This window comes from Sphingobacterium sp. UBA865 (genome assembly GCF_002295765.1).
Lineage (GTDB): Bacteria > Bacteroidota > Bacteroidia > Sphingobacteriales > Sphingobacteriaceae > Sphingobacterium > Sphingobacterium multivorum.
Genome location: NZ_DBGB01000009.1, coordinates 11,523 through 22,930 on the forward strand (window position 1 = coordinate 11,523; position 11,408 = coordinate 22,930).

Here is an 11,408-nt window from a genome sequence, read left to right on the forward strand (position 1 = left end):
TATTTTCGCATAATTTTAAGTATCAAAAACTAAATTTACATGTCACATAGACTTTTTCGGAAGAAAAGTGTTGATCAGATTCTGCATGACACTCAAAAAGAGGAGGGGACGGGCCTTGCAAAGGTATTGGGGGTAACAGATCTGGTTTCGTTGGGTATCGCCGCTATTGTAGGGGCTGGAATCTTCAGCACAATTGGATTGGCGAGTTATGAAGGTGGACCAGCGGTATCACTCCTCTTCGTTTTTACGGCTTTTGCCTGTGTTTTTACGGCATTGGCCTATGCGCAATTTGCCAGTACGGTTCCTGTGTCTGGCTCAGCATATACATACGCTTATGTGGCCTTTGGTGAGTTGTTTGCATGGATTATAGGTTGGGCATTGGTCTTGGAGTATGCTGTTTCCAATACGGTTATTGCCATTTCCTGGTCGCAGTATTTTGTCTCCATGCTGGAGGGCTTTGGACTCCACATACCGGCTTGGTTGTCCATGGCGCCAGGCTATGCTTATGATGCTGTAGAGAAGATGAACCAACATGGTGCGGCTGCACTGACCGCAATCGACCAACATGGTCTGGATGCTTTTAATAATGCACCACGAATAGGAGGACTGCCTATTATTTTCGATTTACCAGCAGGTGTCATTACATTTTTGGTTACTTGGTTGGTTTATATCGGAATCAAAGAGTCCCAGAAAGCGAGTATGATTATGGTTATGATCAAGGTAGCGATTATCCTGGCTGTAATTTTTGGGGGTATATTTTTCATTAAACCTGAAAATTGGACACCTTTTGCGCCGAACGGCCTCAAAGGTGTACTCGGAAGTGTGGCCGCGGTTTTCTTTGCCTTTATCGGATTCGATTCGATCTCCACAACTGCCGAAGAGTGTAAAAACCCGCAGCGCGATCTACCTAAGGCGATGATCTATTGCCTATTGATTTGTACTGTATTGTATGTTGCTATTACCTTAGTCTTGACGGGGATGGTTAATTACACCGAATTAAATGTGAAGGATCCGCTTGCTTTCGTGTTTAAATATGTGGGCTTTGACCATATGGCCGGAATTATATCGGTGACCTCTGTGATTGCCATCACCAGTGCCTTGCTAGTGTATCAATTGGCGCAACCAAGAATCTGGATGACGATGAGTCGGGATGGTTTGTTGTGGAAGAAGTTTGCGACCATTCACCCAAAATATAAAACACCTTCGTTTGCAACTATTGTAACGGGTTTGGTGGTTGCTATCCCTTCGTTATTTTTTAAAATGGATTTCTTTGTGGATTTAACGAGCGTCGGTACCTTTTTTGCCTTTATACTTGTGTGCGCCGGTGTATTGTATATGGATTATTCGGGTTTATCGGCAAAATCCAAATTTAAAGTTCCTTACATCAACGGTAAGTATTTGGTTGGTGCAGGGCTACTGATTGCTATTGTGTTTATTTTTAGCTATGCGCAAGAAACGATACAGGAGTGGAAATCGCTTACCATCCTTGAAATTCTAGAACATAAAATGTTGGTCATCATATTTTGGTTAACTTGGCTTGGACTGGGGATTTATAGCTTTAAAATGAACTTTTCCCTATTGCCTGTCGTTGGTATTCTGATCAATCTGTATTTAATGACGGAGCTGGGGGCAAGTAACTGGATAATATTTGTGATCTGGCTCGTGATTGGATTGGCTGTATATTTTATGTATGGCTATAAACATTCAAAGTTAAATAAACAGGCGCAAGCCTAGTATAGGAGAAGCGTCGTACAGTAATGGATCAAAGAAAAGGAGCTATCTGCATAAAAGATAGCTCCTTTTTTTTGAATATCATGGACTTATTAGAATCTCCATAAAAGGATCCGGCTTACCTTATTACCTTGTTCCATGCGGATCACTTCGGTCTCTTTTACGTTTATTTTCTTTAGTTTGTGTTGTAGAAAGCGAATGTCTTCGCGGTGGGCAACTAATGTTGTGAACCATTTTACTTGATCTTTGTGAAATTGGCTTTCAAAGATCATGCGTGACAAGAACGCTTTTTCACCACCATCGCACCATAACTCGCTTCCTTGTCCAGAAAATGCCTGTGTGACCGGTTTTTCGTCTATTTTAGCGTCTTTGATACCTGTGGTCTTACGGATGGACTGCTGTAAAGCCTCGGTCTGAGAGCTAAAAAATGGGGGATTACAGATCACCACATCATATTTTTCCCCTGGAAGAATAATGTCTTTGAATATGGCCTTCGGATTATTTTGGAGGCGGATCTGTATGCTCTTTTTTAAGCTCATATTTGTCCGTGTTATCTCGATGGCGTTTTTGTATGCGCTCTTGATGATTTCAGACCCTACAAAGCTCCATCCATACTCCTGATGTCCGATGATGGGGTAGATACAATTTGCACCAACACCGATGTCGAGGACGTGGATGTTTCCGCCTTTTGGAATTTCACCATTATTGTCCCTTGCAAGAACGTCTGCGATATAATGAATATAATCTGCCCGGCCCGGAATAGGAGGGCAAAGATTCTCTTTGGGGATATCCCAGTGTTGAATGTGGTAATATTTTTTTAGAAGTGCCTTGTTTAACGTTTTAACAGCATCGGGGTTGTTAAAATCGATGGACTTTACTTTATACGCATTTTCTATAACAAAATCTTTGAGCGAAGGTTCCACTTTGCTCAATTCTTCAAAATTGTAGTTATCGAGATGTCTATTTCTAGGATGTAATTTCTTTTTTGGATTAGCGTCTGCCATGATGTATTATTTGCAACAAAAGTAATGCAATTCTATTGAATAAAAAAGGTGATGCTTGAGCATCACCTTGAGGAGTCTTAATCTTTCCGTATGAGATGGACCTCTGAAGTCTGTGGAAAATTGAGCGGAACCCGTTCAATTGTAACAAAGCTGGAATCTAAACCAAAACCTTTTTCTTCGGACAAACTCATTTTTTTGAGGTAACCATAGATGTCCATAATTACTTTTTCTATCCATGTCATCTGGTTGGTTTTGGAGAGTACTTTTTCCAAAACAACAAACTTAAAGTCACCAGGAATATTGTGTTTACGTAGGGTGTCGTATTGACTGGTGATGTCAATTTCACCTTTTTTCACCATTTCCTCAACTACTTTTCTGAACAGTAGACTGATGCGCTGTTCCTCTCTAAAGCCAAGTTTAAAATCAACCCGTATTAACTTACCCGGGATAAGCTGATCGATTGAATATTCTTTTGTATGTGGATGATCCATCACATCAACGTGGACGAGCCAATATACATCCGCACGCTTTGGCTTTTTATTAATAATTGAATAAATAATTTTAGCCTCTATCTCGGATTTGAAATTTGCACTTGTCAGATAGACCAAATGCGACGCATAGGGAGGGACCGATTTGTCCTCGCTCAATTCGGAGATAATGGGGTAATATTTATTGATGTTAATGAAGTTAACAAAACGATTTTTAATTTTTCGCGCTGTGTACCAGCAATACATTGTTATATATAGCGCAGTGGCAAGCAGAAGAGTCAACCAACCGCCATGGGCTATTTTAACACCATTTCCTATTAAGAAAGTTAGTTCAATAACAAAATAAGCAATCAAAAATACCGCAATTAGTACACGGTTGACTTTTTTCATGGCGAGGAAGTATCCCATTAAAATCGTGGTCATCAATACCGTTAAATTGATCGCAAGACCATAGGCTGCATCCATTCGGCTTGATTCTTCAAAAACCCAGATGACAATCATACAGCCGACCCATAAAATTAAATTGATGGATGGTACATACAACTGACCTTTATGTTCACTGGGGTAGCGGATAGCCACCTTAGGCCATATATTCAACCGTACTGCTTCCGAAATTAGGGTATATGATCCGGATATCATGGCTTGACTGGCGATGACCGCTGCAATCGTCGCGATGGCGATACCGTAGCCTATAAACCAATCGGGCATGATTGAGTAGAACGGATTTTCACCTCCAAGGACACGTCCTTCCTGTGTCAATAACCAGGCTCCTTGTCCGAAATAATTTAGTATAAGTGTGATTTTTACGTAGATCCAGCTGATGCGGATATTGTTTTTACCACAGTGCCCCATATCCGAATACAATGCTTCGGCACCTGTAGTACATAAAAACACGGCACCGATCAGTAATAGCGAATGGGGGTAGGTAATCAAAATATGGAAAGCATAATAGGGGTTGATCGCTTTCATCACTTCTGGTGCGAGGTGAAGATGAGATAAACCGATTACACCAATGATTGTAAACCAGATGGTCATCAATGGGCCGAAAACCTTTCCTACAACAGATGTTCCAAATCGTTGGATAATAAACAATAAGGAAATAATTGTAACTACAATAGGTACTGTAGGTAATCCTGGGAATTTGAGATCCAAACCTTCAATAGCCGAGGATATTGTGATGGCAGGGGTGATCATTCCGTCCGCTAACAAGGTCGCTGCACCGATCATCGCCGGGAAAATTAACCAAGGGGCTCGTTTGCGTACCAATGAATAGAGGGATAGGATACCGCCTTCACCTTTATTGTCTGCCCGGAGTGTGATCCAAACATACTTTACTGTTGTCTGGAGCGTCAGTGTCCAAAAAACACAGGATAGCCCGCCCAAGACTAAGTCCTTTTGAATGGCTCCTTGTCCCATGATTGCTTTGAAAACATACAATGGAGAAGTTCCGATATCTCCAAAAACGATTCCTAAACTGATCAATAATCCGGCGAAACTCACCTTATTGATACTGTTGTGATGACTGTTGTCTGCCATTTATCAATTATTTTATTTCAAAATATACTGCAAAAATATACTTTTTGCCTGTACTTTAAGTAGGTACATTTCCTGCGCCAAATTTTAGCATTTACTTTGACATGCGCAAGAGCTGTTAAAATTTGTTAAAAGAAACTTAGAATGAATCTATTTGCTGAAAAACTTTTAAACAAAATACTAACTTTGTTGTTGATAATTCAAATAGTTAGCGTTATATTTGATTAAACCGTAACCAGTATTTGAAGTCTAATTTAACACTATGGGGAGAAATCTACTTAAAGCAGCTTGTTTAACACTTTTATCCGCACTGACATTGTGTAGCGGGTTGACTCGGGTGTATGCAAAGTCTCCTTATGACCATACTATTTCGCAACATATTTGGGACGGCAGTGAGGCATTCGGAGAAGATAATAACATCAAGGAGACAGAGAAACTTATCAATAATGTGAAGGTTTTCTACAATCCGATTGCTGAACAAATAAATCTTTCTTTTAAATTGGCAAAATCGTCGAGTGTGTCTATCAAAGTAATGGATGCATTGGGCAATGAGATTCTCCAATTAATGAATGGTAATCTGGATTCAGGAATTCAAAATCTTTCCTTTGAGCATGGTGGAAAATTAACGACAGGATTTTACTTTGTACGCGTAGTTGCAGGTTCGGAAACTGTGGTGAAAAGATTTTCTATTCGATAAGAAAGTAACATTTTTCGATAAAAAGGTAATTTGTAATGTACGTTCATTCGTATACATAAAACAGCAAAGGGGNNCCCCTTTGCTGTTTTATGTATAGCTTGATTTGTTAATTTTGGTCTTGTTGTAGTTCTTCGATCCACAGTCCATCATCTTGAATGATCTTGATCAATTCATCTAAGGCATGGGCTGAACTCACATTTTTCTTAACCACCTGCTGACCTCTATATAATGTCACTTTATCAGGGCCCGCCCCAACATAACCATAGTCTGCATCTGCCATTTCTCCAGGGCCATTAACAATACAGCCCATGATTCCAATTTTTAAGCCTTTTAAGTGATTGGTACGGCTTCGGATCATTTGCGTGGTTTCTTGGAGATCAAATAAGGTTCTGCCACAGCTTGGACAGGAAATATATTCTGTCTTGGATATTCTGGATCGTGTCGCCTGTAAAATTCCGAACGAAAGTGAGGCGATATTTTCCAATGCCGTTGCCGGAGAGTCAATCCAAATTCCTGAACCTAAACCATCGATTAATAATGCGCCTAGATCTGTAGAAGCGTACAGCTGTATTTTTGATATCGGTTCTTCGGGATTCATAAAATCACCAATGGGTCCTGAGAATTCTTCCGCCAAATAAGAACGCTTGATAATGACAGGATTGTCAATACCGATTTCCTGCAGATTTCGAAAGAACTGTCTTTGATCTGCCATACCGTGCAAGTAATCGGTTTCTACGATAAATACGACTGTTTTGTCTAGCTGTAAGGATTCAAACAATGGGGTTAATAAATCTGAATTACAGATTTTGACCATATTCAGGACTTTATCCTTATTGTCTGACTTTACGAATTCTTCTAAGGTAAAGAGCGGATGAATATTGGTTTGATCGGTAAGTTTTGACCAGGTATTATAGTTATATACTTGCTTCAGATTTGCCGGCATCGTAAAGGATGGTAAACTGTCTGCGAGATAAACAAAGTCTACAGACTGCTCACCCATGTGGTATTTATCTAATAGGATATCGTAGCGATAACCTACTTTGGTAAGGATCTGAGCGTCCTTTAGATTTTCCTTAGAAATGTCGACCACAACCCTAGGTACCAAAGAGCCGCCGATGAAAGTATTTACTTCTTGGCTGGCATAAGGAATATGTGGTGTCTCCGGAGAGAGCTGAACAATCTTTTGTTTGGGCTGACTCGCGATGTTTGCCTTTCTTTTGCTATATCTATTGACAAGTGCTATAGCGACCGGAGCTTCCCGTTCAGGCTCTTCGGTTAGCGATACACGTACCGTATCGCCCAATCCATCTTCCAACAGTGTTCCGATACCGACGGCAGATTTTACACGACCATCTTCACCGTCTCCAGCTTCAGTTACACCGAGATGTAGGGGATAGTTCATGTTTTCGGAAACCATTTTTTCGACCAGCAATCGATAGGCTTTGACCATGACCTGCGGGTTGGACGATTTCATGGAGATACAGAGATTGTAGAAACTCAGATCTTCACACATCCGGATAAACTCCATGGCAGATTCGACCATCCCTTCCGGAGTGTCACCATAATGACTCATGATTCTATCCGAAAGTGAGCCGTGGTTGGTACCAATACGCATGGCGGTACCATTTTCCTTACAGATATTTACGAGCGGAGTGAATTTTTGATAGATGCGATCTAACTCGCGCTTGTATTCAGCATCGGTATAAGATAGCTGATCAAATTTCTTCTTGTCTGCATAGTTACCGGGATTGACCCTTACTTTCTCGACGATGCGCGCAGCGACCTCGGCAGCATTTGGTGTAAAATGAATATCAGCGACTAAAGGGACCTTATAGCCTCTTCTGCGAAGTTCATCTTTTATGTTAGCTAAATTTTGTGCTTCTTTAATACTTGGAGCGGTAATACGAACGTATTCGCAGCCCGCCTCTACCATTCGAATGGTCTGCTCAACTGAGCCCATCGTATCCATTGTATCTACCGTAGTCATACTTTGAATACGAATGGGATTATCGCCACCCATGGGAATATCACCGATCTGAATTTCCCTTGTTTTCCATCTCGAATAATCTACCTTGGAATTGCAATAGATTCCAGGTAATGTCAACATATTACTTGTGTCCATATCTAACACAAAGTTAGCTTTTCTTGACTAAAAATCGGGTGTCAATTAATATCTTCTAATTTTTATTGACGCGATGCCACCGTTGATATCGAAATCGAATTTTTGAGCGGCAGAGTCGTAATTTGTCGATTTTACTTCGCCTTCACTTTTTAGGAAATCGCCCTCATAATCTGTCGAGGATAATGCATTGTCGCTTGTAATACGACAGGCCGCGTTTTTGGGGATGGAGATTTCAATAGAGGAGGCTCCAGCATCCATAGAAATTTTAGTTGTTGCCAGCGGTTGACCTAATTTTAACTTTAGACTAGTCGCTCCAGCATCGATATCCAATGTTTCTATCTTGTAGGGTGAAAGATCTAACCTGGCATCAATTGCACCTACATCAAAATTCAGATTCCATAGGATGTTGGGGTTTAATGCGATAAACGTATTGTTGTTTTTGCTGTTAAAATCCTTGTTTTTGTATTTTCCCTTTAGGTTGATATCTAATTTGTCTGCAGATTCTCCATGCACAGTTATGCCCAGTAGATACTCTTTTGATGTGTTAAATGCCGAGAAGATTTCTGAAGTAGTGCTACTATCATTTCTTAATGAAGTGGCCCCCAAATCGAGGTTTAGGGTAGCACTATGGATTTTATCATCCAGCGGGACGTTTAATTTTTCTGTTGTATAATTTGTTTTATCGTTGGGATCGTCGACATTGATGTTGACGCCTTTACTTTTTAAAAGCTGTGTTAAAAGTGGTTCCTTTGGTGTCGACAGCCCTATGTAAGTCAAAAAACCTAAAATTACGACGGTAGAACCGATGGCGACAAACTGTCCAATCTGTTGGTCTTTGGGTACCAGCATACGAATTCCGGCAAGCACAATAAACAGCGGCCAGTATCTAAAAATACCTACCCAGTTGAAAGAAATTGTGTTGAGCTGTGATAATAATAAGACAACTCCTATAAAGAGAATGGTGATACCAGTTGTTATTCTTCGTGTATTCATAACTAATTCCGTTTGTTAATATATCTCAAAAGTAAGTCGCTTTGGGAGATACCGTATGAATGTTTAGGCTATTATACATAAAAAATCGGTAAATGTGACTAATTGATCGGTAAGTAATTTCGTTTTTCGTATACTTTTTGGGTTTTTGCTTGTTTATATATTTGCTGGAATTAATTACCTTTAATGGATAGCTTGGCTCAGTATAGCCGTTAAATTGGCGTAATACATTGAAATTAAATAGATAATATGATCTTTCATCACATTGGTGCATATCTCATACTCCTGAAATCAGTTTTTAAAAGACCGGAGAAAGGGCGAATTTATTGGAAGGAAACCGTATTGGCAATGACCGATATTGGTATAGGATCTCTGGGGCTTATCGTTATTATTTCCACCTTCATTGGCGCTGTTATGACCATGCAAATTGCCTTTCAGATGGTATCCGACTTGATCCCAAATTCTATTATAGGTTCGATCAACCGGGATTCAAATATTTTGGAATTAGGACCGACGATCTCGGGATTGGTCTTAATGGGGAAAATTGGGTCGTCTATATCTTCACAGATCGGATCCATGCGTGTTACAGAGCAGATTGATGCTTTGGAAATTATGGGGATCAATGCTCCTGGTTATTTGATATTACCCAAAATATTGGCGGGTATCACCATGATTCCGATGTTGGTGATTATTTCTATCGTGTGCGCTTTAGTGGGCGGTTTGTTAGGTGGATCCCTTTCGGGCGCTGTGACACAGGCGGATTATATTTTAGGAATTCAAGATGGCTTCAACGGCTTCACGGTGACAGTTGCCCTTGTTAAAGCTGTTGTGTTTGGGTTTATTATTACCTCGATATCTGCTTATAAAGGGTATAATGTAAAGGGCGGAGCGTTGGAAGTTGGGCAAGCTAGTACGGAAGCAGTTGTCGTTGGCTGCATAACTATTCTTGCTGCGGATTATGTGATAACCGCATTAATGCTTTAAAAAGATTTTATGATTCAAATCGAAGATATTAACAAGTCGTTTGGGGACAACCATGTGCTGAAGGGTATCAGTGCAAATTTCGAACCTGGAAAGGTGAGTTTGATTATTGGAGGGTCGGGGTCGGGAAAGAGTACTTTATTGAAATGTATCGTGGGCCTACACCAACCGGAAAAAGGAAAGGTAATTTTTGATGGCAAGGATTTTACTCGGATGAATTTTGAAGAGCGTGTTCCTATTCGAAAAGAAATAGGTATGCTTTTTCAAAATTCAGCGCTGTTTGATTCGATGACGGTCGAACAGAATATCATGTTTTCGTTGGACATGTTTACGGATATGTCCAAAGCGGAAAAATTAGACCGTGCAAATCATTGTTTGGAACAGGTTAATCTGGAGGGACGAAATAAACTGTTCCCTGCGGAGCTTTCGGGGGGGATGAAAAAGCGGGTTGGAATTGCACGTGCAATTAGTATGAACCCTAAATATCTATTTTGTGATGAACCCAATTCGGGATTGGATCCGGAGACTTCGATTGTTATTGATGAATTGGTACTAAAAATTACGCAAGAGTTGAAATGTACGACAGTCGTTGTTACACATGATATGAATTCTGTGATGGGAATTGGTGAGTATATTTTGTTTCTCTATAAAGGAGAGAAATTCTGGGAAGGTTCCAATAAGGATATGATGCGGTCGGATGTGGAGGAATTGAACAACTTTGTTTTTGCAAGCCCATTAATGAAAAGTGCGAAAGCTTCTATGGGGCAATAAGGGCTGGGAACATGGCTTTATTGCGCGTAATTTTATGTGTTTGATCTGTGTTAGCATCATGCAGATTTCTTTTATATTGAAATTTAGCTTAGTTTTGTCGGAAAATTTTGATTTTGGCAGCAACAAATATACAACTATTGACCCCACAGCATTGGAAGGACTATGAACTCATTGATTGTGGTGATTTTGAAAAACTGGAACGTTTTGGTGATTTAATTTTAATCAGACCAGAACCTCAGGCTGTATGGCCTAAAGCATTGACTGATGCGGAGTGGAACAAGCGTTATCATATCAAATTCAAAGGTCGTTCGGCTACTTCAGGAGAATGGTTGAAGAAAAATCCTAAGGCCCAAGACCGTTGGCATATCGAATATAAAAATAAGGATGTGGCCATCAAATTTAGATTGGGCTTGACATCTTTTAAACACGTCGGGATATTTCCGGAACAGGCTGTAAATTGGGACTATATTTCGGAATCTGTACGTTCATTTAAGACGGAAAGACCGAAGGTTCTAAATCTTTTTGCATACACTGGTGGAGCATCTTTAATAGCAAAGGCTGCGGGCGCGGATACGACTCACGTAGATTCGATTAAACAGGTTGTTACCTGGGCAAATGAAAATATGGAAATTTCCAATTTGGATAACATTCGTTGGGTGGTTGAAGATGCTTTGAAATTTGTAAAGCGTGAGCTGAAAAGAGGTAATACGTATAATGGGATTATTTTGGATCCACCCGCATATGGGCATGGGCCAAAGGGTGAGAAATGGAAATTGGAAGATCACATTATGGAAATGATGACTGAAGTCGTTCAACTATTGGATCCTAAAGAGCATTTCTTGATTTTGAATACGTATTCATTAGGGTTTTCCTCTGTTATTGTTGAAAATTTAATTAAGACAGCTTTCCCAAAAGTGGAAAACTTGGAAATAGGCGAGTTGTTCTTACAAGCAACTGCAGGACCGAAACTTCCACTTGGGGTATTCGGTAAATTTCGCAAAATAGCGAAGTAAGGCTTGTCAAAAGATTCCTGATAATAACACGGGGCGCTTATTTAAGCGCCCCGTGTTTGTTTAAAGTTATATTAGGAG

9 protein-coding genes are annotated in these 11,408 nt (G+C 40.2%); 5 read left to right on the forward strand and 4 right to left on the reverse strand.

The window, feature by feature from the left end:
- Positions 1-39: 39 nt before the first annotated feature.
- The gene (locus tag B2O97_RS02870) at positions 40-1,734 is read left to right on the forward strand and encodes an amino acid permease (RefSeq protein WP_070563207.1); all 1,695 of its coding nucleotides are present in this window, start codon (positions 40-42) and stop codon (positions 1,732-1,734) included.
- Positions 1,735-1,823: 89 nt separating this feature from the next.
- Here B2O97_RS02870 and rlmF read toward each other — a convergent pair whose 3' ends face one another.
- Positions 1,824-2,735, reverse strand: coding sequence for a 23S rRNA (adenine(1618)-N(6))-methyltransferase RlmF (gene rlmF, locus B2O97_RS02875; protein ID WP_070563205.1), 912 nt, complete (start codon positions 2,733-2,735; stop codon positions 1,824-1,826).
- 77 nt (positions 2,736-2,812) lie between these two features.
- Positions 2,813-4,759, reverse strand: coding sequence for a KUP/HAK/KT family potassium transporter (locus B2O97_RS02880; RefSeq protein ID WP_046671947.1), 1,947 nt, complete (start codon positions 4,757-4,759; stop codon positions 2,813-2,815).
- A 259-nt stretch (positions 4,760-5,018) separates the two neighbouring features.
- Between B2O97_RS02880 and B2O97_RS02885 the strand changes: the two genes are divergently transcribed.
- The gene (locus B2O97_RS02885; protein WP_070563202.1) at positions 5,019-5,453 is read left to right on the forward strand and encodes a T9SS type A sorting domain-containing protein; all 435 of its coding nucleotides are present in this window, start codon (positions 5,019-5,021) and stop codon (positions 5,451-5,453) included.
- A gap of 106 nt (positions 5,454-5,559) precedes the next feature.
- Here the strand turns inward: B2O97_RS02885 and ispG are convergent, their stop codons facing one another.
- Both ispG and B2O97_RS02895 read right to left on the reverse strand, forming a co-directional pair.
- Entirely contained in the window at positions 5,560-7,575 is a 2,016-nt protein-coding gene (ispG, locus tag B2O97_RS02890; protein WP_175441961.1) for a (E)-4-hydroxy-3-methylbut-2-enyl-diphosphate synthase, read from the reverse strand.
- A gap of 45 nt (positions 7,576-7,620) precedes the next feature.
- Complete coding sequence (locus B2O97_RS02895; protein ID WP_070563198.1) at positions 7,621-8,568, reverse strand: LiaI-LiaF-like domain-containing protein; 948 nt, start codon at positions 8,566-8,568, stop codon at positions 7,621-7,623.
- 246 nt (positions 8,569-8,814) lie between these two features.
- Here B2O97_RS02895 and B2O97_RS02900 point away from each other — a divergent pair, with 246 nt between their 5' ends.
- From B2O97_RS02900 to B2O97_RS02910, 3 genes are all read left to right on the forward strand, one after another.
- Positions 8,815-9,549, forward strand: a complete 735-nt coding sequence (locus B2O97_RS02900; protein ID WP_046671950.1) for an MlaE family ABC transporter permease — start codon at positions 8,815-8,817, stop codon at positions 9,547-9,549.
- 9 nt (positions 9,550-9,558) lie between these two features.
- Positions 9,559-10,317 (forward strand): ABC transporter ATP-binding protein, encoded by a 759-nt coding sequence (locus B2O97_RS02905; RefSeq protein WP_070563195.1) that lies wholly within the window; start codon positions 9,559-9,561, stop codon positions 10,315-10,317.
- Positions 10,318-10,424: 107 nt separating this feature from the next.
- Positions 10,425-11,330: a class I SAM-dependent methyltransferase gene (locus B2O97_RS02910; RefSeq protein ID WP_070563192.1), complete on the forward strand. Its 906-nt coding sequence runs from the start codon at positions 10,425-10,427 to the stop codon at positions 11,328-11,330.
- The last annotated feature ends 78 nt before the right edge of the window (positions 11,331-11,408 follow it).

What these genes read in the sequence shown, in the direction of transcription:
- B2O97_RS02870 (WP_070563207.1), top strand. Translation starts at nt 40, where the DNA reads ATGTCACATAGACTTTTTCGGAAGAAAAGTGTTGATCAGATTCTGCAT.
- rlmF (WP_070563205.1), bottom strand. Translation starts at nt 2,735, where the DNA reads ATGGCAGACGCTAATCCAAAAAAGAAATTACATCCTAGAAATAGACAT.
- B2O97_RS02880 (WP_046671947.1), bottom strand. Translation starts at nt 4,759, where the DNA reads ATGGCAGACAACAGTCATCACAACAGTATCAATAAGGTGAGTTTCGCC.
- B2O97_RS02885 (WP_070563202.1), top strand. Translation starts at nt 5,019, where the DNA reads ATGGGGAGAAATCTACTTAAAGCAGCTTGTTTAACACTTTTATCCGCA.
- ispG (WP_175441961.1), bottom strand. Translation starts at nt 7,575, where the DNA reads ATGGACACAAGTAATATGTTGACATTACCTGGAATCTATTGCAATTCC.
- B2O97_RS02895 (WP_070563198.1), bottom strand. Translation starts at nt 8,568, where the DNA reads ATGAATACACGAAGAATAACAACTGGTATCACCATTCTCTTTATAGGA.
- B2O97_RS02900 (WP_046671950.1), top strand. Translation starts at nt 8,815, where the DNA reads ATGATCTTTCATCACATTGGTGCATATCTCATACTCCTGAAATCAGTT.
- B2O97_RS02905 (WP_070563195.1), top strand. Translation starts at nt 9,559, where the DNA reads ATGATTCAAATCGAAGATATTAACAAGTCGTTTGGGGACAACCATGTG.